Origin of the sequence: Rhizobium sp. AG207R, assembly GCF_027109195.1 — a bacterium.
GTDB classification, from domain to species: Bacteria; Pseudomonadota; Alphaproteobacteria; order Rhizobiales; family Rhizobiaceae; genus Rhizobium; species Rhizobium dioscoreae.
The window spans coordinates 256,086-277,242 of record NZ_JAEPVT010000008.1 but is presented as its reverse complement, the minus strand read 5'-3'; the positions used below and the strand labels follow the sequence as shown (position 1 = coordinate 277,242).

Genomic DNA, 21,157 nt, shown 5'->3' with positions numbered 1-21,157 from the left:
CCAGAAATCTTCCATTCTGTGGCAGGCGCTTCCGAGCGATCCATTGGCCGTTGCTGGATCTATTTCCGGCGGAAAACAAATATATCGCGTTGCGATCCTTTTCAATTGTGGGGACCGCTCGGTCAATTGCCGTACACATGATTCTCACCTCGGCCCGCAACCGCCAAGTTTCTGAGGCCGCATACCTCACATCATACGAGCGAACCCAGGTCCATCGAACGTTCCAAACGGAACGACGGGCCTCTCGTGGCGCACCTTCATCGAGCGCGACGATCGGCCGGGAACGCTCTTCTACCTTGACCCGCCCTATTGGGGGAACGAAGACGACTACGGTCGTGCCGTGTTTAGCCGGGAGGATTTCACCGAAATGGCCGATCAGATCGAGATCCAGATACTTGTGGTCCCGGATCAAGGCAAAGGCCTTGGACATGCAGGTCACCATGCCGAGGGCCAGCACATCGACCTTCATGAATTTTAGCGCTTCGACGTCGTCCTTGTCCCATTCGATCACCTGCCGATCGGCCATCGTCGCGGGCTCGATCGGCACGAGATCGTCAAGCCGGTCGTGGGTGAGCACGAAGCCGCCGGGATGCTGGCCGAGATGACGCGGCGCGCCCATCAGCTGCTGCGCCAGTTTTAGGGTCAGGGCAAGCCTGCGATCGTCTGGATTGAGGTTGAGCTCACGCAGGCCACGTTCGGTCACCAGCTCTTCCGACCACGACCACATGCCCGACGACAGGGACTTGATGACATCCTCCGGCAAGCCGAGCGCCTTGCCGACATCGCGGATCGCCCCCTTAGCGCGGTAGCGCGTCACCGTCGCGCACAGCGCCGCCTTGTCATGACCATAGGTCCTGTAGATCCACTGGATCACCTCCTCGCGCCGCTCGTGCTCGAAGTCGACGTCGATGTCAGGCGGCTCGTCGCGCTCCTGGGAGACGAAGCGCTCGAAGAGCAGATTGTTGGTCTCGGGATCGATGGAGGTAATGCCGAGGATGTAGCAGACGGCGGAGTTGGCGGCCGATCCCCCGCCCTGACAGAGGATGCCCTGGCTACGGGCATAGCGGACGATCGAAAACACCGTCAGGAAATAGGGGGCGTAGCTCATGGTGCGGATGAGATCGAGCTCATGCCTCACCACCTTCAGCACCGACGGCGGCAACCCTTCCGGATAGCGGTTGGGAATGCACTCCCAGACATAATGCTCCAGGGATTCCTGGGCATTTTTGCCGGGAACGATCGCCTCCTCCGGATATTGATAGGTGAGCTCCTCCAGCGAGAACGTGCAGCGCTCGACGATCTCCAGCGTGCGGGCGAGCGCTTCGGGATAGCGCGGAAACAGCCGTTCCATCTCCTCCGGCGGCTTGAGAAAACGGTCTGCGTGCCTCTCCCTCTCAAAGCCGATATCGTCGATCGTGGAGACGTTGCGAATGCAGGTGACGATATCCTGCAGCTGCCAGCGCGACGGCTCATGGAAGAGGACGTCATTGGTGACGACCGTCTTCACCTTGAAGCGCGCCGCGAGATGGGACAGCTCATGCAGCCGCAACTGATCGTTGGGCCGCCGGCGCAGGCAGAGCGACAGATAGGCGCGATCGCCGAAGATCTCGGCAAGCTTCCGGAGCTGAAGGGCACAGGTCTCGTCGGCAAGATCGGGGACAAGGATGCCGATCAGACCCTCGGCATAGAGCGCGACGTCGTCGAGATGCAGGATGCAGTTGGCCTTGCCGCCCCTGCCCTTGCCAAGCGTCAGAAGCCGCGTCAGCCGGGAATAAGCGGCGCGATCCATGGGATAGACAAGGATCGACATGCCATCGGCCAGATCGAGGCGGCAGCCGACGACGAGGCGCAGGCCGGTGGCCCGCGAGGCCTCGAGCGCCCGGACGATCCCGGCCAGCGAATTGCGGTCAACGATCCCGAGCGCGCTGATGCCGAGCTCCTTCGCCGTCCGGAACAGTTCGTCGGCCGACGACGCCCCGCGCAGGAAGGAAAAATGGGTGGTGACCTGCAGCTCGGCGTAGCTCATGCGAAGATCCCGTGGCAAAACCAGCGATGTGAGCCGGTGGCCGCATCGACACCATCGCCGGAACGAAAGATCCACAGGCGCTCACCACTCTCGTCCTCGATCACGAAATAATCCCGGACCGCATCGAATTCGGAACTCCTGGTCCACCACTCCCCGAAGATCCGCTCCGGCCCATCGCGCGCCTGACCCGCCGGCGCTTGCCGCGCCAGGTGACGGAGACCGGTGGATGGTCCGGCAGAAGCGCGATGACGTCGATCAATTCCGGCCACGCCAGTAGCCGCACAGGGCGAGGCCAATGATGCACCCAAGTCTCAGCGAGGTCCTCGGCTGCCGCCGAGATCCGCCGGATGCTACGTTCGGGCACATCGGACGCAACGGGTGCTATGCGATAAACGCGCTGTCCGCGATTGCCAAAGGTGTCAATCAAGGGGTGATGATGCCCCGGTCTTGAGCGGAATCGAACCGGCGGCCTTCCGAAGGCCTCCAGCATATCGTTTAATTACGAAACATTTTCGAATGTCGCGCTCGTCTTGGCGCCGCAAGAACGGCTCCAACTTGATCCTCATGAACGAGACAGAGCCCATCGTGGGATGCGTTGTGGTAAACGGCTTGACGAGACCGATCCTATGATTGCCGAGAAGATGAATCCCGCAAAAATTAAGATGATAAGTGCAAAAGAATATAAGCTCCCATGCAACTACCTTAACCCTAAGTTGCCTGATAGAAACTCTGCACTCGGCTTAGGAAATCCTGTGGATATTGGGGGGCGTTGTTCGTCATATCGCTTTCTTTCGCACGGCGACCCATCGCGGGCTAGAAACCTTTCAACTCATGGTCCAGTCAGAGGATATGGGTCTCGACGGGCTGCTACGTCACAATATCCGCAGCATGACAAAGCTCGATATTGTTGAGGCCAAGCCTGACAGCGAGGTAGCGAACAAGCAGATCGTCATTTTTGACTGCCGAAGTCGCTTTCCCGATCTCAACAGCGCTTACCTTCCGCACCTCAGCGCTGCCTATTCCAACATCGCGCTCATTGAGCCTGAGCCCAGCAATCGGCACGACGCATTCATGATTGGATTTGCGGACTACTTAAGCTGGCCCGTTTTAGCATCGGAACTGTATGCGCGCATTTTGGCGCAATGTCGGGCCCAGTCGATTAGAGACCCACAATATCGGTACTCGCGCGTCGCCTTGGTGGAGAAATGCTGTGCCTACATGGTCAGCAATATTACTGAAGATATTTCAGTACGGGCGCTGGCGCAGATGTTTAACACCAATCACAACACACTGAACGCGATGTTCAAACGGGAAATGGGCCTGCCGCCCTCGGCGTGGCAACGCAAGGTGCGCCTGGAGGGCGCTGCGCATCAATTGAGACTAACAAATACACCCGTCAACGTGATCGCAGCAGATTTCGGGTATGATTTGCCTAGCAACTTCGCGACGGCTTTCCGGCGACATTTTGGCATGACACCCCATCATTACAGAAAGACTGAACCGCGCAAAAGTTAATGTGAACGGCGCAGAAGAACACAAATTCTCACCCGAGTACCGTGTACTCGAGGTTGTCCTTCTGAAAGTGAAAAGCCATACATTGCATGAGATCACGAATGTAATTGGCCGGAATCTTGACGAAGAACCTCATCGAACCAAACCCGATCAACACAGAAGGGTGCCGTTTTTGGGTGCCCGTGAGGAACGCAAAATGCCAAGCTACGAACTAAACATTACGTTTGACGCAGCCGGACTAAGTGCACTTAGTGCCTCAGGCCAAAGCGTTACCATTGTCAAGCAGTCCGCAGGTGGCAAGCCCACCGCATGGATCACCTTTACACCACAAATGGCCAACAGCATCTCATGGACGGAACAATATTCTGTTTATTCCTCCACAACCAACGCTCAGTCAGGAGCGGTGATTGTTACCAGTTCCGAAGCCACTGCAATTGCCGGCAGCAGCTACACTCTCAACACTTCTGGTTATTTCAACCCGGGTGCTTCTGGTGTCGTAGGCCCAACCCAGTATCAGATCGTCAACAACGATCCGAGTCTTGTTATTAGTGGGACGGCGATGGTCACAGCCGGCTTGGTTCAAGGGGCCAGTGTTAACGGCACAACCGTTTCCGCTCCCATATGCGCCGCCGGCGTGTTGTATAATCAGACAGCATTATTCACTCCGATCGAAACTATTCAGGTCTTTACGTCAAGCTACTCTAACAACGGCATCGTCATTTCGCAGGTTTCCGGCAACGCTTTGACGGTGCAGTATACGACGAATACGACTGCCAGCATCACGTATAACGATCAGCAGAACCAATTCATCATGAGCTAGCAACGAATCTGCGTTGTTCAGTAAAGTATACTTATTGCACGACGCAGATGTTGCAGTCGCAAAACTTCATCGAGAAAGGACATACAATGCCAAGTCAAGTAATCCCACGCGGGCATACCGCTAATCTTGGTGCAAACACCGTTACAAACAACCTTAATGTAATTGGCGTGGCTACGCCCTACACCATTTCGATCAATGGCGGAGCAGCCGCTGCGCATGTGGCGGCAGTAGGAGTTGCTGACGTCTATGCCATCAATGGCCAGAGTGTGTCAGTAACAAACACTACGGCCGCGCCCGGCCCGGACAATCTGACGATAAGCTGGTAGCGGCCCACGCTTGCATAGAAAAATCGTTTGTCCGGAATGACTTGTTTGGCATTTCGGGCAAACGCATTCACCGCTCGAAAAATGCCCCCCGAAACCTCGACTTCCAACGCTTCGGCCCGGATAGCGATTATGACCGACTTTTCCCTCGAAATCCAAATTGACCAGGCAGGATCTCAAACCATATCGGATACTGGAATGTCCGTGGCGCTCTTGCAGCCTCAAGATACGGCTGATTATCAAATTGTGGCGCTGTTAACCTCAGCAGCAAACACTATCCACATATGCTGGACCGATTCCATATTAGTCTATACATCGTCATATAGCTTGCAAGCCTATGAAGTTTTGCAGATCAACTCTCAGGCGCCAGCATTATCCGGACAGACATTTACCTTTGATGGCACTATTATCAATCAAACCGGTACAACTAACCTGCCTAATACCGTCCAGCTTACCAACAACGCCGGCAGCACCGTGACCTCAGGATTAGCCAGGACGTTCTATATCGATGGACAATCGCAATCTCCTGCAATCACAACCGCTTCCTCGGTGTTGAATAATGGTCAAGGCAGCTTCCAAATCAACAATGAAATCATGTTGACCTTACTAGGTGGTGTCGAGCTCGGCATGGCAATTCCAAGCCAAATCATCCCCGATTCCCAGTCACAAAGTCAGCACGAGCGCAACGCATCCCAAATCACCGCGCAACCGCCGCTCATCCTCGATTTCAACACGAGCAACGCCGCGCAAACCGTACACTTCGATGATCAGAACAATATGTTCGTAGTCGGCAGCCTGCCATCTTAGCGTAAGCATTCGATCGAGGGATGATGTCAGGTCACAACTGCTGACGTATATTCGGCTTCTTGATGCAGTGCGAATACCGTCGCTGCGAGCCCCGATGGGTTTTCGCACGCTTCCCCCTAAATGGCAGCACGATCATCTTTGCCTCCACCTTTGTCGTTCGACGTCCATGTGAGGAGAGGCTCCAGCCAGCACAAATCGACGACATCCTCCGCCCCTTGCATCCGAGGCCTTGACTCTATCCACACCATGCCCGCGTGACTATAAATGCAATGTGAAGCTCTTGAAAGGAGTCGAACCGATGACCCATCGAACGAAAAGGGAACCGTCTGCGGCTAGCAAGATGGAGACGACCGATACTACAACTCCCCGCACCTTCGCGGTCGCGCAGCATAATACTTCGGTCACCAAAAGATGACCTTTCTCTGAATCGTTTAGAGGTAGAAATATTTGCTGGGTTACATCAGACTATCTGGGTTGACTCGTTTTCAAAGCATGTATCATGAGCGGATGTCTGGTATGTAACGCCAGCATTTAGCCTGGAGATGAGCGTAGCTATGTCACCCGATCAGAAGCCTGACTTAACGCCCGTGCTACAGGCAGTCGCGGAACGAATTCACTACGCTGAAAGTCGGCGCTCAAATTTCACTGTGATCGCTGGGGTTCTGCTTGCCGGTGGTGTTGCTCTTTTAGGTTTGATTGCTGGAAAGCAAATGGACGCAGTGCTGGCTTACCCGCTTTGGACCAGCGCCATTTCATTCACGTTACTGGGAATAGTCCTTTTTGTTGTTTATGCTCGCCAGACTAACTTCTACCCTTGGACGTCAGCGACCACCACTTGGAAGTGGTTCTATCGTGATGCCTTGCCAGACCAGAATGCCTTTAGCTCCAAATTTATTTCGAATATATATGTCACTAAACGCGAACGAGCGCGCGTCCAATTAGAATATAATCGACAACTGCCGTTGTTTCAGAAAAAACTTTCGACCCTTGTCAATAAAAACGAAGATTACGAACAGGATCAACAGCAACTATATTCTCTGCATCTAAATGAAAAATACAAAAATTTATACCTATCTGGACTTAGATCGATACTTAATAATGGGTTTATAATTTGGATAACTGTATCTATATTTTCGATCATCGCGGGGGCCATCCAAGACCATAGAGCTCAGCTTCCTCACGCTGCGGAATGGCGTACCGATAAGCTTCTTATACGAGGGGAGTGGCTCAGCCATACGGTCGAAAACGGAGCTGAAGAGATCCTTCTCAACGTAGATATTACGAACACGGGGAAGGCACTTTCAGAACTCCCACAATGGGTTCTTAGTACAAGTGAAGGCCTGAAAGTGCCGCTCGAAATGGTAAAGCAAAACGAAATCTCCGGGGTGATATCCGGATGCACTACCCAACACTACTACATCGTATTGAGAACGGTTGGACAGTTCAAAGTCGATGCAACCTCCCTGCATGTGAATAGCAAATGAGGCCCACTTATAGGTACGCGTTGTCCTTGACGAGCCAGTTTCCTTTTTGCAGCATGCCGCTGCGACTTGATAGCTACTCCGCTTGTCAGTTCGCATGCCATTACTGCTTCGCCGCAGCGCGTGGAGGTGCGGCAACAAAGCGAAGGCTGCAGGCAGCCGATCCACAAGCACTTAGGCGTAGATTGGAGCGGCTCGAGGGCGGGCTCGAGCCTGCATCCATAGTCGATGAGATGCTTTCCGCCAGAATCCCTATTCATTTTGGTGGAATGAGCGATCCATTCAATCCGCTCGAGCGTGAAATGCGAACAACATTTCAGATGCTGGAAGTACTGGCGAACTTTGAATATCCAACTGTCATTAGCACGAAATCAGACACTTGTGCGCGGAAGGAATATGTCAATCTTCTAAAGCAGCCGAATTTCGTTACTCAGATTTCTCTTTCCAGCCACAGCGACGAGATTGTCGAACGTATTGACGTAGGTGCGCCGAACGCCACTCGCCGCCTCTTAGCTGTTCGTGCGCTCGCTGAGGCTGGTGCAAGTGCTGCTTGTCGGATTCAGCCAGTCCTCCCAAAGAGAGAGGAGGATGTGACTGAACTCATCGATCGCTTAGCTCAGGCCGGCGCGAAGCACGTCTCGGTCGAACACCTGAAGCTCGCGGTAGAGCCCAGCAACCACGGCCGCCTGTCATCAGCGCTTGGTTTCGACATTAAGCACTACTTCGAAGGGATGGGGTCGACCCGAATTGGCCGCGAATGGGTTTTGCCGATCGAGACCAGAGTAAGTCGCCAAGTTGAATTCCGGAACCGAGCCCACGATAACAAGATGTTGTATGGAGCCGCTGATAGCGATCTCCTTCATTTCAGCGATGGCTCGTCTTGTTGCAGCGGAGCCGATCTTTTAGGCCTCCAATCGCCTTTTACGTTCACCTTCACTCAAGCCATTCGAGCGGCAAAGAATTTGAGGATAGAGTTTCGCTCGATCGCCGATGAATGGCGTCCACAAAAGAGCATTGCGCTTTATGTGAATTCAAAATCGAGATTGGGTGAGTCTGCCGGCATAGAGGCATACATTCGCCATGCTTGGAACGGGTTAGCTCATGGTGCCTCCCCCGCGATGTACTATGGGGTGAATCCAACCGACGAGTATGACAGCACAGGATGCCGGATATATCGGCTTGATCCATCCGTTGCCCGCCTCATGCCCAGTGTAAACGTCCCCGAAAATACTATCAAGCAAATCCAAGCAGATGGGCAGCAACCGTGCTCGTGATAATCGCACAGCACCTGGTCACTCTCCGTTGCGTGTAAATTTCACGGTCGCCGCGATGTTCATAGCCCTTCGCTGCTTATTTTCATCGCAATTTCACCCAGATTTGCATTCCGCCATCACCCCACTTCGACATTGATACATTCGATCCTTCAACGGTTTGACCGCGACTGACAGGATCAACGTCAAATGAAAATACGGGTCGGAATGTCGTGAAACTCAACACGCTGCAGCCCGTGAGTGCACAGGAGTGCGAGACGGTAGGACCTATCGCGGCTATCGAAACAATCGATTACGTCAGCTTTTGTCAGCGCGCCCATTCTCTCCCCCAATTTCTAGCCACCGAATCTGCGATCAATGAGAACTCTAGATGTAGGCCGCTACGCGCATTCGTCAGGCTCGGACGGCTGCGGTCGACGCCGAGGCTCACGTCTACGCAATTCGGCGCTCTCTCTAGGCTTCCGCTCGCCTCTAGGTATCTCCGTAACGCCAATCACTGATTCCTCTGCGTCAAAGTCGTCTTGGTCGGACTGGCTCGATGCCTTAGTCTTGTCGCGCCGTTTCTTTTGCGCTTCGGCCTTCCGAATGCACGCAGTCGCGACCTCCTTGTATGCCCCGAGAATGAGCATCGAGTGGATGATCAAATCGCAGTTATAGTAGGTCGCGGCTTCACGACTTGCCAACCCGTGTGCAACGAGGTTGCGAAGGTTCATTCCCCGGGCATCGGCAAATATTGCGCGTATCCAGAAATGGATATCTTCACCGACGTCGGCTTTGACCTTTTCCATACTGAGCAGATCGCCAAGATTTGCAGAAACCTCCCAGCCTTTCTGACCTCGTTTGTCTTTTGTCACGGGCTCGCCGAGAGCGCGAGCCAAGTTCCGGAAAGCGTCTTCAATTTGCGGGACCAGGACAAATAGGCACTTGACGTAGTCACCCTCGATCCAGGCTTTGATCCCAGCAATGATCAGTGGAAAATTGGAGAAAAGTTCCGTCCTTTGAACGAACGCGGCCACCTCCTCTGGCGAAAGCTTATGCCTTTCGACCGCAGTGTCGAGCGCCTTGCTTAGAAAGATGCGGCTCGACTGGCGTGAGTAATCCGCATACCTAAAAAGGGGTCCATCATCATCACCGCCGACCTGTGCCGCAACATGATCATCGGCGATCAATGACATCGGAATCATAGACAGCAGGGGGTACTTCTCCGCACCTTCGGTCGCGCGATGCCGCAGTTCCTGTTTGGGAATGATGAACTCAACAGCAATGTTAAAGAGCGACTGCTGCCAGCTTTTGTCGTCAATCAGAATGTTGACGAAGTCCTCCACATCGGATTTTTTGATTTTCTGCGTGTGACTAAAAGTGGCCATCTCTGATCCGGAGTCGCGGATCGCCGCCTCTCTCTCCACCCGCAGCCTATTGTACCGCTCTTCGTCACCAGCCCGTCGCGCGAATTCTAACGCGGTTTGAAGCCAAGCCATGGCCTGCATCCGCGTGGCGCCAGCTGCGATCTTCTCGAATACCTCGCTTACTGCCAGCGCGACCCTCTTCACGCTGTCGGAATCTCCAGCTGTGGAATAGGCTTGGGAAAGACGGGATGCCACGCTCTGCGCACCATGCGGATTAAGAGTATTTTGCTCAATGAATGTTGCCAGCAACGTCTCCAGACGAGCGACCATGCCGCCTTTCTCATCCGCGCTCAGTCTGCACTTTCGGTTTGTTGTGAGGGTGTCGTAGAGGTCCTCCCACCTGCCGTTCGTTTCAGCTTCGACATGAAACTTGGCCATCATCATGTCTTTAACGATTCCGGTCCTCTCATCATCTTGGAGAGAGGTAGCAAGTTGAAGCGCACGTTTGAGCACCACGACGTCTTCAAAGATCTCCGCGTAACAACCGTCTGCGACGCTTGCAATGTAACTGTCTATCGCTATGCGGGCAAACCGGACATCAGGACGGCGGTTCGCGGCCCTTTTGCTCAAGTCCCATACAAGATCAGCATATCTGGCTTTCATGACGGGATGCGTCAGAGCATCGGCGCGTTGCTCCCAATGGCTCACGATTTCGGGCGTCACTTGCTGGATGTCAGGAAAGTATACCTCATTGCCGTCGCGATCGGTCCCAGACCCCATTGGGCCGAAGTATGTGTTCCATGGGGGCCGGTCCTTTTGCTCGGCCGCTAAGGCGAACGCGGCTAAATCGGCCCAAGCGTCGCTGATCGCTGTTTTGTCCTCGAGTTTTGTTCGCGCACCTGAAAGAGCGGCCTGAATGGAATACGTGCTTAGCGGCTCCTTCTTTTTGTCGAACTCATGGATGACCGCTTCTATCGCCTCCGGTATTTGCATCCCAAACCTCCCTTTAGAAGTCACCTTCAAATGACGAGCGGTGGTTGTCAATCCAAACGCATCCACAGCGGAACTAGCTTCGATCGGCTGGATAAGGAACGGAGTTGTGACCAAATGATCGTTCGGTATCGATCAATGATCGAGAACTGGTTTGGGATCCTCGAGTAAGATAAGGGCGAGCGAGTGCGTTTCATTTTACTTCGCGGCGGTTGCATGGATATCCCCGAGGCGTTTGGGAATGCGAGATTGCATTGTGTACGACCTACCTTGAATAGGAGCTGGGCCTAGGAAGTCCACCACGAATGACGACCACCGCGATGACAACGGCAGAATTGCCGACTTGATGTGAAAAGATATCGATATCCTTTTCAACATCTCCGATAGGCGAATTTTTAGCGCAGGAGTCTAGTACCGAAAGGATCGCAATCTTCTTGCCGAGCCCCAACGCATAGGCTGCCGTCTGATCAAAATAATTCGCGAAGTCTTTAGGAGAAAGGACCTTGCTGTTTTCGACCTTCAACTCGATAGGGACATGCCGGAATGTTAAATCGGTGATTCCACCTGCAGCAGCCGGATGGCCGTTGAGCTCGGAACCAATATCCGGACGCATCCGTAGCCGCGCGGTCACCTCCTTTTGAAACTCGCGCTCAGTGGTGTCCGCCTCAAAGATGGCGTCTTGAAGTGCTGACGCAGCAATGCTTCCAAAACCGCCGAGAATGACCATCGCGTTCGCCAGGTCATCCACGTTCAATCCGGCAAATGACCGGAGACGATCGCGAACTTTCCGAAGGTGTCGGTCTACGTTGGGAAAACCGGTCAGCGGATTTGCATCAACATCGGTTCCCTCCAGCAGCAAGCGCCGGTGACCGACGATCTCCACCTTGCGGTGACCCTCCAGATCGTTGAACTCAGCAGCGTAAAGAAACTCATAAGGCCTCGACCCGAATGAGTTGGCGGTCTCCAGCACCGCTCTCCCAATTCCAGTCAGCGTAAACGGCCCACCACCGTCGGGCTTCGCGAAGAGAAACTTTGGCAACCAGTCGCGCTCCCGGCTATCCAATGTCACTGGAACCAGCGACAATGTGGTTGCGCCCTGTGGCCAGTTCGACACCCGGACCTCTATGGATAAATCGTAGGCGGTCCGGGGTTTGAGATGGTTCCAGTGTTTTGCCGGCTGACCGTCGATATCAAACCTAAGGAAAGCTACTGTAGTGTCGAGCTCATTTGATGTGGATACACCGCCAGGCGCCCGAACATAATCGGGAAGCGGCTTCGGAATCTTAGCAAAGAGTAGAGGCGGAAGACTCCAACCGCAAAGACGCGCTTGCAGGTCATCGAGGTCGGCTGGCGTCTGGACATTATCCACCTTTGCGAGGAAATCGAGCAATTTATCGACTTGAGCAAAACCTGCATCCCGATCGATTTCCGAGGCCTTCATTTTCGCCGCGGCTAAAAAACGATACGATTCTGGCTCGGCTCGGCGGATGGCTTGCTTCCATTCAGCCAGAAGAGCAAAAAGACCAGACGCCATTCCATATGCGCGATACTGATCCTCCACGTCTCCGTTCCCGATCGCAGAAATTGTAGTGTCGAATTGTAGGCAAGCCTCAGTTAATCGATCTGATGCTCCTTGAGAAGCATTCAGTGCCTCGGAGATGGCAGAAGCCACGTTAATCCGAGATGAGAACGTGCGGCGGAAAGTTTCGAATTCGGGCTCGTTCTTCAATCTCGGTCTCCAGCTCTGCTTCAGTTCTGCTCCATAACGCGATCAATTCGGCGGAATCTTCGCGGTTGGCGACCGCGTTTTCGATCGCGACGGCAACATCAACGAGTGTCAATTGAAGCCGCCACATTTGGGTTCGATCTTCGGTGGGAATCCCCGCCAACAACGCTTGGGCGCAATCACGAGCGGTCGCAAATCGTGTGGCCCTGCTCAAAGAAAAAATCAGGACAAGGGCTTCCACGATATCTTCGGGCTCAATTGGCGTAATCGCCCGAAATGCAGCTATGATCTCCTCCGTACATTCTCGTAATTGCTCCAATGGCGCTCTCAAAATTGCGCTGATGCAATCATCGATACTTATCGAGCGAACGTAATCGTCGCGCCACGCCTTCAATATGACCTTGAGGAATCCCGGCGCCTCACCAAGGCGATAGTTCAAGTCGCTAACTGCAGAATACAGCGCATCGCCCTCGAGCCTCACAAGCAGGTTTGAAAAATATGCTCCATAATTTCCCTTTACCTGTTCCTTGGTCAGACAGAGAAGTGCGAAAACATCAATACAATCCACCAGAAACTGCTCTCGTTCACCATCTTTGGAATAGTGGTGGATCAGATTCCGTAATGGAATAGCGAGCATTGAGCGTTTATCGTTTGGAAAGAAGTTCCTCCGCAGGGCGCGAACAGCCCATTGATGAACGATGACGTAACGGTCGGTAAGAAGGACAGCAAATGCTTCGAAAAAAAGGTCGGGAAAATTGATTTCCAAGGCGGAGGGCACATCTTCCCACGCCTTAGCCGCACTTGCACGCACAAGCGCACTTTCGTCCATCAATGCCCGATACCAATCAGACAAGACCGGACTGAGGCTTTCAATGCCTGACAGCAGTTTTGAGACATGGGCGATCATATTCCCACGCATCTGTGTCTGCCCTTCCGGCATCCGACGGTAAAGATCGAGAAAGTCACCCACTCCCTGCTTGCCCTTAGCTTTTGCGCCTAGGGCGGCCCAACTGATCAACGCGCCCTGCAATGTGTCGATCGAACTGCGCTGGTTCCTCCGCTCCATCATCGCAAGAACTGTGTCGGGGATTTCCAGCGTGCTTTGTTCTTCGAGCCGCTCGTACTTCGCGCTTAGAGTTGCGGCGGCGCCGATAAGTTCATCGAGATTTTCCGCCGCTAATTGCTCGAATTCGTCCCATGTATGTCTAAAGAACTGTGCCGCCTCATTTGTCGGGGACTCAGGCGCATCAACGGCGGCCCAAAGCAATCTTCGGAACGCGATCTTCTGAGGATTTCCGATCTTGGCCGTTTCACCGTATTTGTGTTGAAGTACAGAACGATAGGTCCTGTATGCTTCCCTCTTACCGATATCCTCATTGTCCCGAAGAAAGGATTGAATAATTGCGTCGGTTTGTTCCGGAAGCCGCTCGAGGGCTTCAGAAGCCGCCATTCTAAGATAATAGAGTACGCTGCTGTCACGACGTTCCTGCGGTAGCAAACGCTTTCGACGCATCAGTTTTCCAATTAGGCTGCGGGCATGTTTCTGAAAAAGCTCATCGCTGCCTATACCGATAATCATCTCTGTGGCAGCTTCGAATTCCGCAAGATTCCCGCTAGTGATAAACGTTGCAATGTAATTGCAAACGTCGGCTGGCCGGGCCTCAAATAAAGCTTGTATTGGACCGCGATCATATTCTCGCTCCTCCGCACCGATTCGCATGCCCGGCGGCAGAGGATTTGCAAGTGAAACAAAGCGACGCAGAACCGTTGCAAGGCTATCACAGTCCAGATTAGCAGATTCCAGAATCACGAAGTCTACGACGTCTTTCGACTCCGCATAGTTTTGGATCAACCGTACCGCGATTGCGAGCTTCTCATTTAACTCCACCTTTGCCCTGAAAAGCGCCTTTGCGGCGTGGACCGAATACGGGCGATTTTCGCATGTCGCCGCCGGGAGCAGATAATCGATGACCTTGCGGCCGAAACTTTCAGGTGCGAGGTTTGCGAGCTGCTCGAGCCTTGGGTCGGTGTGAGAAATTTCGTCGCTGTCGAGCTCGTCAATGAGATCGAGCACAAAACCCTCTTCCAAAGACAAGTCGTTTCGTAATTCTGCGCGGACTTTCTTTCGTTCCGACTGCTCCTGTTTTCGCCGCTCAAGTTCCTCTTGACTTTGAATCGCGCGTCGCTCTGCTTCTTGTTCCCTAGGGCCGATGAACTCCATAATATTCGGGAGTCCAACCGCCACTCGCTTGTCGCATCCCTTACAGTTGGCTAAGTAAAATCCATAAGCCGCGTCTTCGAGCAGCCACGTGAACATGGAGTTTGCTTTCGAAAATTTGCAACGAACACCCATGTGCCCGATCGGAAGGCCGGTCGTTGCCTCGATCATTCCCCTGCCACCCATGCGGGCAAACTCCGCATGAAGACACCAATTGCTTAGAAGCTTGGTAGCTTTCAGATTTCGCCTGCCTGCATCGACTGCTTTATTATAGTCGATTTCAAAATCCTCCATGCGAGAACGCTCCTGCATCGGGAGATGTATCGCCAAGATCGACTAGCCGATACGCGACGATTTTCGAAAAGATTATATCAAACTTGTCACCGCATTCATCTGAGGCAAGCCCGAGAAACACCTCAAAATTGTGGATTGCGATCACCTTTTCGCTCGCCCGTGCGCACATCAGAGGGGGGTCAATCACGGATATTTACATATGTCCGAAATCATCGACGCGACGCGAGACTACGGCTCTCTTCCTCCCAGTGATCGAGAGCGCGTACCTAGTTCCATCATATTAACTATATGAATTAACGCTGTTCTTCTCTCATAGTGAATCGAATAAGGCGTTAACTTCCGTTGCACAGACGGCGTTTTTCTGTGGCTCTTACCATCGATAGGGTTCAGGTATCGATAGTGATAAGTACAAATGCCTTGTACGCGAGCATTCACGCTGCTACAGTAGCGCCAAAAGCCACTATCGGAGCGCACAATGCCCCAGACCAGCTACAAGATCAGCGATGCACGCAAGAATTTCGCCGAGGTGCTCGAACGAGCCAACCAGGGTGAGGAAATTGTTATCATGCGCGGCAACGAAGTCTACGCGCGTATCGGCCCGGCCGACGGTGGCAAACGCCCGTTCGGCCTGTTGCGCCAGCGTGGCCTGCCGGACAACCTGTTCGACGATGTCGACACTGAGCAGGCGGTGATCGATGCCGGCGACTTCAACGACGATGTCGGCGTCTGGCAGGGCGGAGCGGCCGAGCGCGAGCCCAAGCCGTGAAGGTGCTGCTCGACAGCCACGCCGTCTACTGGTGGACGATCGGCAGCGACCGGCTGTCCGGCACCGCCCGGGCACTAATCGAGGACAAGGCCAACACCATCCTCGTCAGCGCCGTCTCCTTCTACGAGCTCGACAACAAGATGCGCCTGAGGAAACTCGACCTGAAGCCGCAGGAATTGCGCGCCGCAGTCATCGCCAGCGGTTTGCAGACGCTGGCCATCAGCGATCTGCATGCCGAGCTGGCGGCAAGCTTCGACTGGGATCACCGCGATCCCTGGGATCGCATTCTCGCCGCCCAGACACGGCTGGAACACTGCACCTTCTTGTCGCTAGACGTGGCTTTCGACACGGTGCTGCACGAACGGGTCTGGTAAGGGGCAATAGCGATGAAGATTTATGCGCTGCCGCCATTGCTGTGCCGACGAGCGCCGCGGAAGCTGTAGAAGAGAGGCGTGGCTACAAGGATGTTGATTTTTCCCATGTCTGGGAGGAATGGCAGGTCCTTCGGAGGCAGTTCGATCAATCTAAGCCGTGATATCGTTTGTATTTGACCTATACGGGCCGCACCTTGGTCATTCGTTTATGTGGCGGCGACAAGTCCTCGCAGACGCGCGATATCGCCCAAGCGAAGAAAATGGCGAAGGAGATCTGACATGGTGCTAGAAACGACCCGCTTTGATGTTCTGGATTACCTGAAAACGCCGGAGGAGCGCTTCGCTTCTATCGAAGCGGCTTTTGAGGATGGCGACCCCTCCCTGATCGCTCATGCGCTTGGCGATGTTGCTCGTTCTATCGGCATGAGTGCTGTTGCCAAGGAAGCAGGTGTAACGCAGGAAGCGCTCTATAAAGCCCCGAGCGAGCACGGCGATCCGAAGCTTTCGACGCTGATCGGTGCCGCCAGAGCGCTCGGCGTGAAACTCTCCGTGTCGCTCGCGTCGTCGGACGAGCCATCGAAGGCGGCTTGATTACGAGGTGGCGTGAAGGTTTCCTTCGCCGCCGTCTCATAACGCTGAAGCCGCAGCCTATGCCGAGGCCCGGGCCATCGGCGCGGCTTTGCTCCCCTCCCTCATCCGCCCCGCCGTTTCCAAGGCGGACGAAGGCAAGGGTGGTTTGCTGGCTGCCGAGGCAGATGAGTACAGCGACTACCATGCAACGGACATGATCAACGTCCCGAGGCGGCTGAGTAATCAGCCGTCGCCGGTCGCAGCGTCTCTCCGCTGCGACCGGCTTGCTTTCTCCATATCTTGCCCGTTGTCATTCTTGACAACGGTTTTAACTGATGGCATAAATGACAACATGATTGCAGCGACCTTGATCGAACGTTCCAAAACGGTTTTGCCAGACGGCGCGATTGTCGAGATCGTTATCTGGAAAGTGCCTGAACCTGTTGCCGGAAGCATGCATCTGTTCAAGTATCGACTGTTCTACGGCAAGGATGGTCGCCGCATCGTCGGTTTCGACAATGAGCGGGGTAAGGGTGATCATTGCCATCTGGACGGTGACGAGCAGCCTTACCACTTCACGACGACCGATGCCCTCCTGTCCGATTTTCGGAAGGAGATCATCAAGAGGAGGCAGAAGCCATGAAAGAAGCCTTGATCCAAATCCGAGCTGATAGCGAAGCAGCTTTTGATGAAGCCTTTGACCGGGCGGCTAGCGCGATGCGGTCGGGAAAGCCCTCTGATCCCGTCGCCGTCTTCACTTTTTCCTCACCCGCCCAGCTCTTTTCGGTCATCACACCCAAACGATGGGAATTGATCGAACATCTTCAAAAGATCGGCCCGTCGAGCATTCGCGGCCTTGCCCGCTCTCTCGAACGGGACATCAAGCGGGTGCATGACGATGTGTCAGCCTTGTCTGATTGGGGTATAATCGAACAGACCGACGATGGGAAAATTCATATTCCCTACGAGGTGATCCACGCGAATTTCGATCTGCGAGCAGCTGCTTGATCATCATTGGGGCGAGGGGAACCCCCTTCGGCCCTTCCCCTCGTGCACCCCTGCCCGCCCGCAATGAAACGCAAGGTCGAAGGCAGGCGATGCCCCCGGCTTTTCGGCCAGATCGGTCCGATCGCACCCGGAGCACGACAGACAGGACTAAGACATCCCCGTCGGAAGCATACCGTTCGGTGCAATGCCGGGCGGCTTGGTTATTAAGTGACGGCTTCTCAAACAGCGCCGTTGCCGCTTCTGCTTCCTCCATATGCCGCCGATACCAGCATGTAGGCACGCCTAGGTGATCACCTTCGGGCTGTGGACCGAAACCTTGGCGCTGCTGTTTCGTAATTTCCCTACCCATCCGTGGCATGGCTGTTGTTCGATCGCGCCGGCGGCGCGTTGTCTTCATGGAAGGCAGATGAGACGAAACCTGAGCGCGGACGTATCTTCCTGGATTGCGTTGCCTCAAGTTGATGGCTCATTGCGACCGGCCAGTCGGACAGCAACCGCCGCATTGACGAATTTCCCCTGACTGACGTCATTCCTCGCGAGGCAAATTCCTCCCAGCCGGCGCCGCTCCGCATGCGCTTTGCCCCTCGGGTGCAGTCCCCGCGGCAAATGCCCTGGCATTTGCGCTGACTGTCTTCCGGCCGCTTGATGGTGACCATCGGCAACGCAAACCAAGGAGACACTGCCATGACCGATCTCGTCAACTTCATCCGCGTCAACGAGGACAACATGCTCACCGGCAATGTCGCATCCCTCGCCTACGACTTCGACATTTTCGGGGAGGAATTCGATAGCCCCAGCGCCAAGGCTCCGGTCTATCGCCTCTTCGTCAAGACACCTCGCGGACGCCGCGTCGAAATCGGCGGCATCTGGAAGAAGCAGAACCAGAATGGCGGAGACTATTTGACCCTCTCCGTCAACACCGGCTACGGCAGGCTCAACGCCAACCTCGGCCGCTATCCCGGACAGGATGGCGACGAGCTGATGGCCGTCATCCCTTGGGACTGACACCGCAAATCTCCCCCGGTCTTGCCACCGGGGGCATCGTTCTGCCGTCGAACGTCAAAGAGGCCTGTCCCGCCGGGGGGTATTTCGGCTGATAGCCGCGTCTGGTTTTCTGAGGTGCCAGCGCATCGATGCGCTTCGAGGGATCGACATCCTTCTCGATCAGTTCCAGCTTTATCTGACCGTGCGTGGCGATCCGGCCCCAACGCCGCTCAAGCCAGACTTACCAAGTATCGATAGTGAGCCATCTGAAGGCGTTCGCTTGCTATCTTCCCAGCAAAGCACTATCTTTGCGGGCCATGATATCCGCGCCAGGAGTGCTCAAAATGCCCGCACCGCGGCTTTCCATCCGCAGCAGCAAGGCACGCGATCTGGCGCACGCCCTGGCCAGACGCACCGGCCAACCAATCAACAAGCTCGTCGAAATTGCGCTCGAACATTACGACCAAGAACTGCGGCAAAAACCGACACAGACGCCAGCCGACACGCTTTGGGAGTTGATGGCGGAGGGCCGACGGTCCGTGCCGGCCGGCACCACCTACGCCCACGATGATCTCTACGACGAAAACGGTTTGCCGAAGTGATCGCTGTCGATACGTCGGTAATTGTGGCTACATCACTGGGAGAGCCCGAAGCTGAACGGTTTCATGCGCTCGTCTCCCGCGAGGATGTCGTCATTGGCTGGCCGACCTTGCTTGAGGCACGAATGGTGCTCACCGGCAAGAACTTTCCTAACGCTGCAATCATCATTTCACAGCTCGTCGCTTTGCCAAATGTGATTGCGGTGGCCTTTGGCGAGCGGCATCATTATGTTGCCGAGAAGGCCTTCGACCTGTTTGGCAAAGGTCGCCATCCGGCCAGCCTTAACATAGGCGACTGCTATTCGTACGCCGTTGCCGCGATCGCAAAGGCCCCTCTCCTCTTCAAGGGGAATGATTTCGGGCGGACGGACGTAAAGTGCCATCCCGCATCGGCTACTCAATGACAAGCAAAGCTGTCGTCCGGCCCTCCCCCGCTGATCCAGTGCTGCTCTGCGCCGAGGAGCTGGACGCCCTTGATGCTATCCTGCCCTTCGCCCGCCGCGATCAGCTGGCGGCGCTGCTGACCGATGACGACGTCGCCACCCTTAAGCATCTCGCCAAGGAAGGCATGGGCGCCAATACGCTTCGCGCACTCGCCTCCGATCTCGGCTATCTCGAAGCCTGGTGCGAGCTTGCCACCGGCGCTTCCCTCCCCTGGCCGGCGCCGGAAAGCCTGCTTCTCAAATTCGTCGCCCATCATCTCTGGGATCCCGCCGAGCGTGCCGAGGATCCCACGCATGGTATGCCGGCCAACGTCGAGATCGGATTGCGCGCCCAGGGTCTACTGCGTGTCGATGGCCCGCATGCGCCAGACACGGTACGCCGGCGGCTGACCTCCTGGTCGATCCTGACGCGCTGGCGCGGGCTAACGGGATCATTTGCCGCGCCTTCCCTGAAAACCGCATTGCGCCTGGCTGTGCGCGCCACGCCGCGACAACGCCGCCGCAAGAGCAGACGAGCCGTCACCGGCGATGTGTTGGCAAAGCTGCTGGCCGCTTGTGCTGGCGACCGCCGCGTCGATCTTCGCGACCGCGCCCTGTTGCTGACTGCCTTTGCCTCCGGCGGCCGCCGGCGCTCCGAAGTCGCTGACCTGCGAGTAGAGGATCTGGTCGACGAGGAGCCGGTGCATGCCGATCCCCGAAATCCCGCCTCCCCTCTCCTGCCGTGTCTCACCATCACTCTCGGCCGCACCAAGACGACAGCGGCCGACGACCGCGCGCACGTCGTTTTGATCGGCCGGCCGGTCGAAGCGCTCAAGCAATGGCTGATGGAGGCCAAGGTCGACGCGGGACCGGTGTTCCGGCGCATCGACCAATGGGGCAATATCGATCGGCGGGCGCTGACGCCACAGTCGGTCAATCTGATCCTGAAGACACGCTGCAGCCAGGCCGGTTTGGATCCGGAGCTGTTTTCGGCGCATGGACTGCGCTCCGGATATCTGACGGAAGCCGCCAATCGCGGCGTTCCTTTGCAGGAAGCCATGCAGCAATCCCTACACAAGTCCGTGGCGCAGGCGGCGAGTTACTATAACAATGCGGAGCGAAAGAACGGACGGGCGGCTAGGTTGGTAATCTAGTGGCCGCCCGAACTCAGAATTATGCCCTTTTTGAGCGGTGTGGTGACTTTTCAGCGATGCTGGAAAGGTCGACCTTCTTGCCGGCGACATCGGCGATGATTTTCAAGCTACCACCTAGAGATTCAATGTAATCTCGGAGGGTCCACAGCTGCGCATGGTCGAATAGCGTAACAATTACAGAGATGGAAATCCCGGCCACCCGCTTGTCAACGATCAAGCAGGAGCCGGTCGAGTTTGCTGCTCGGATTCCCGAACACCAGATCCTTGAACAATGCGGAAACGATCCGCGGGCGCGAACCTGTTCTCTCATCGATCAACACCACCGAGAGCCTCTTGATCTCGATGGTGATTGTGCGTGCATCGTCACTGCGACGATACCTCCATGCATCGAGCAAATCGAAACCGTTCCGTGCGGCCCATGCCGCGACAATCTGCGCCGTCATGACGTGTCCTTCGGATGAGACGG

18 protein-coding genes and 3 pseudogenes are annotated in these 21,157 nt (G+C 55.2%); 14 read left to right on the top strand and 7 right to left on the bottom strand.

Annotation, left to right across the window (positions count from 1 at the left end):
- Positions 1-376: 376 nt before the first annotated feature.
- Positions 377-2,026: pseudogene (locus JJQ51_RS20955) on the bottom strand (PHP domain-containing protein); the annotation flags it as partial.
- Positions 2,023-2,456 (bottom strand): annotated as a pseudogene (locus JJQ51_RS20950) (DNA polymerase Y family protein); the annotation flags it as partial. The pseudogenes JJQ51_RS20955 and JJQ51_RS20950, both read right to left, overlap by 4 nt.
- A 401-nt stretch (positions 2,457-2,857) precedes the next feature.
- On the opposite strand from JJQ51_RS20950, the gene JJQ51_RS20945 reads away from it, so the two are divergent.
- The 5 genes from JJQ51_RS20945 (at position 2,858) to JJQ51_RS20925 (ending at position 8,243) form a co-directional block, all read left to right on the top strand.
- Positions 2,858-3,541: a helix-turn-helix transcriptional regulator gene (locus JJQ51_RS20945; RefSeq protein ID WP_269245255.1), complete on the top strand. Its 684-nt coding sequence runs from the start codon at positions 2,858-2,860 to the stop codon at positions 3,539-3,541.
- A 1-nt stretch (position 3,542) separates the two neighbouring features.
- Complete coding sequence (locus JJQ51_RS20940; RefSeq protein ID WP_269245254.1) at positions 3,543-4,358, top strand: hypothetical protein; 816 nt, start codon at positions 3,543-3,545, stop codon at positions 4,356-4,358.
- A 455-nt stretch (positions 4,359-4,813) separates the two neighbouring features.
- Entirely contained in the window at positions 4,814-5,488 is a 675-nt protein-coding gene (locus tag JJQ51_RS20935) for a hypothetical protein (RefSeq protein ID WP_269245253.1), read from the top strand.
- A gap of 554 nt (positions 5,489-6,042) precedes the next feature.
- Entirely contained in the window at positions 6,043-6,972 is a 930-nt protein-coding gene (locus tag JJQ51_RS20930; protein ID WP_269245252.1) for a hypothetical protein, read from the top strand.
- Between the two features lie 230 nt (positions 6,973-7,202).
- Complete coding sequence (locus tag JJQ51_RS20925; protein ID WP_269245251.1) at positions 7,203-8,243, top strand: hypothetical protein; 1,041 nt, start codon at positions 7,203-7,205, stop codon at positions 8,241-8,243.
- A 377-nt stretch (positions 8,244-8,620) separates the two neighbouring features.
- Here the strand turns inward: JJQ51_RS20925 and JJQ51_RS20920 are convergent, their stop codons facing one another.
- From JJQ51_RS20920 to JJQ51_RS20910, 3 genes are all read right to left on the bottom strand, one after another.
- Positions 8,621-10,579 carry a DUF4209 domain-containing protein gene (locus JJQ51_RS20920; RefSeq protein WP_269245250.1) on the bottom strand — a complete coding sequence of 653 codons (1,959 nt, stop codon included), beginning with the start codon at positions 10,577-10,579 and terminating at the stop codon, positions 8,621-8,623.
- 262 nt (positions 10,580-10,841) lie between these two features.
- Positions 10,842-12,305: a hypothetical protein gene (locus tag JJQ51_RS20915; protein WP_269245249.1), complete on the bottom strand. Its 1,464-nt coding sequence runs from the start codon at positions 12,303-12,305 to the stop codon at positions 10,842-10,844.
- Positions 12,250-14,814 carry a hypothetical protein gene (locus tag JJQ51_RS20910; protein WP_269245248.1) on the bottom strand — a complete coding sequence of 855 codons (2,565 nt, stop codon included), beginning with the start codon at positions 14,812-14,814 and terminating at the stop codon, positions 12,250-12,252. Before JJQ51_RS20910 ends, JJQ51_RS20915 begins: the two co-directional genes overlap by 56 nt.
- 475 nt (positions 14,815-15,289) lie before the next feature.
- Here JJQ51_RS20910 and JJQ51_RS20905 point away from each other — a divergent pair, with 475 nt between their 5' ends.
- From JJQ51_RS20905 to JJQ51_RS20875, 6 genes are all read left to right on the top strand, one after another.
- A complete protein-coding gene (locus JJQ51_RS20905) occupies positions 15,290-15,580 on the top strand; it encodes a type II toxin-antitoxin system Phd/YefM family antitoxin (protein WP_113354770.1) in 291 nt (96 codons plus the stop codon).
- Positions 15,577-15,954, top strand: coding sequence for a type II toxin-antitoxin system VapC family toxin (locus tag JJQ51_RS20900; protein ID WP_069610762.1), 378 nt, complete (start codon positions 15,577-15,579; stop codon positions 15,952-15,954). Before JJQ51_RS20905 ends, JJQ51_RS20900 begins: the two co-directional genes overlap by 4 nt.
- 279 nt (positions 15,955-16,233) lie before the next feature.
- Positions 16,234-16,545 (top strand): addiction module antidote protein, encoded by a 312-nt coding sequence (locus JJQ51_RS20890; RefSeq protein WP_113354769.1) that lies wholly within the window; start codon positions 16,234-16,236, stop codon positions 16,543-16,545.
- Positions 16,546-16,633: 88 nt separating this feature from the next.
- Positions 16,634-17,167 carry a toxin-antitoxin system TumE family protein gene (locus tag JJQ51_RS32980; RefSeq protein ID WP_442967335.1) on the top strand — a complete coding sequence of 178 codons (534 nt, stop codon included), beginning with the start codon at positions 16,634-16,636 and terminating at the stop codon, positions 17,165-17,167.
- Entirely contained in the window at positions 17,164-17,532 is a 369-nt protein-coding gene (locus JJQ51_RS20880) for an HVO_A0114 family putative DNA-binding protein (protein WP_269245247.1), read from the top strand. The genes JJQ51_RS32980 and JJQ51_RS20880 overlap by 4 nt, the downstream gene beginning before the upstream one ends.
- Before the next feature lie 684 nt (positions 17,533-18,216).
- Positions 18,217-18,537, top strand: a complete 321-nt coding sequence (locus JJQ51_RS20875) for a DUF736 family protein (protein ID WP_269245246.1) — start codon at positions 18,217-18,219, stop codon at positions 18,535-18,537.
- Here JJQ51_RS20875 and JJQ51_RS32975 read toward each other — a convergent pair.
- Positions 18,521-18,742 (bottom strand): annotated as a pseudogene (locus JJQ51_RS32975) (WGR domain-containing protein); the annotation flags it as partial. The gene JJQ51_RS20875 and the pseudogene JJQ51_RS32975 overlap by 17 nt on opposite strands.
- A 118-nt stretch (positions 18,743-18,860) precedes the next feature.
- On the opposite strand from JJQ51_RS32975, the gene JJQ51_RS20870 reads away from it, so the two are divergent.
- The 3 genes from JJQ51_RS20870 to JJQ51_RS20860 are packed head-to-tail and all read left to right on the top strand — an operon-like array spanning position 18,861 to position 20,691.
- Positions 18,861-19,118: a type II toxin-antitoxin system VapB family antitoxin gene (locus JJQ51_RS20870; protein WP_113354767.1), complete on the top strand. Its 258-nt coding sequence runs from the start codon at positions 18,861-18,863 to the stop codon at positions 19,116-19,118.
- Positions 19,115-19,519 carry a type II toxin-antitoxin system VapC family toxin gene (locus JJQ51_RS20865; protein WP_113354766.1) on the top strand — a complete coding sequence of 135 codons (405 nt, stop codon included), beginning with the start codon at positions 19,115-19,117 and terminating at the stop codon, positions 19,517-19,519. The genes JJQ51_RS20870 and JJQ51_RS20865 overlap by 4 nt, the downstream gene beginning before the upstream one ends.
- Positions 19,516-20,691 carry a site-specific integrase gene (locus tag JJQ51_RS20860; RefSeq protein ID WP_113354765.1) on the top strand — a complete coding sequence of 392 codons (1,176 nt, stop codon included), beginning with the start codon at positions 19,516-19,518 and terminating at the stop codon, positions 20,689-20,691. The genes JJQ51_RS20865 and JJQ51_RS20860 overlap by 4 nt, the downstream gene beginning before the upstream one ends.
- Before the next feature lie 206 nt (positions 20,692-20,897).
- Here the strand turns inward: JJQ51_RS20860 and JJQ51_RS20855 are convergent, their stop codons facing one another.
- Positions 20,898-21,134, bottom strand: coding sequence for a hypothetical protein (locus JJQ51_RS20855; protein ID WP_113354827.1), 237 nt, complete (start codon positions 21,132-21,134; stop codon positions 20,898-20,900).
- Positions 21,135-21,157: the final 23 nt, after the last annotated feature.

What these genes read in the sequence shown, in the direction of transcription:
- JJQ51_RS20855 (WP_113354827.1), bottom strand. Translation starts at nt 21,134, where the DNA reads ATGACGGCGCAGATTGTCGCGGCATGGGCCGCACGGAACGGTTTCGAT.
- JJQ51_RS20930 (WP_269245252.1), top strand. Translation starts at nt 6,043, where the DNA reads ATGTCACCCGATCAGAAGCCTGACTTAACGCCCGTGCTACAGGCAGTC.
- JJQ51_RS20945 (WP_269245255.1), top strand. Translation starts at nt 2,858, where the DNA reads ATGGTCCAGTCAGAGGATATGGGTCTCGACGGGCTGCTACGTCACAAT.
- JJQ51_RS20870 (WP_113354767.1), top strand. Translation starts at nt 18,861, where the DNA reads ATGCCCGCACCGCGGCTTTCCATCCGCAGCAGCAAGGCACGCGATCTG.
- JJQ51_RS20905 (WP_113354770.1), top strand. Translation starts at nt 15,290, where the DNA reads ATGCCCCAGACCAGCTACAAGATCAGCGATGCACGCAAGAATTTCGCC.
- JJQ51_RS20910 (WP_269245248.1), bottom strand. Translation starts at nt 14,814, where the DNA reads ATGGAGGATTTTGAAATCGACTATAATAAAGCAGTCGATGCAGGCAGG.
- JJQ51_RS20875 (WP_269245246.1), top strand. Translation starts at nt 18,217, where the DNA reads ATGACCGATCTCGTCAACTTCATCCGCGTCAACGAGGACAACATGCTC.
- JJQ51_RS20920 (WP_269245250.1), bottom strand. Translation starts at nt 10,579, where the DNA reads ATGCAAATACCGGAGGCGATAGAAGCGGTCATCCATGAGTTCGACAAA.
- JJQ51_RS20880 (WP_269245247.1), top strand. Translation starts at nt 17,164, where the DNA reads ATGAAAGAAGCCTTGATCCAAATCCGAGCTGATAGCGAAGCAGCTTTT.
- JJQ51_RS20890 (WP_113354769.1), top strand. Translation starts at nt 16,234, where the DNA reads ATGGTGCTAGAAACGACCCGCTTTGATGTTCTGGATTACCTGAAAACG.
- JJQ51_RS20860 (WP_113354765.1), top strand. Translation starts at nt 19,516, where the DNA reads ATGACAAGCAAAGCTGTCGTCCGGCCCTCCCCCGCTGATCCAGTGCTG.
- JJQ51_RS20925 (WP_269245251.1), top strand. Translation starts at nt 7,203, where the DNA reads ATGCTTTCCGCCAGAATCCCTATTCATTTTGGTGGAATGAGCGATCCA.
- JJQ51_RS20935 (WP_269245253.1), top strand. Translation starts at nt 4,814, where the DNA reads ATGACCGACTTTTCCCTCGAAATCCAAATTGACCAGGCAGGATCTCAA.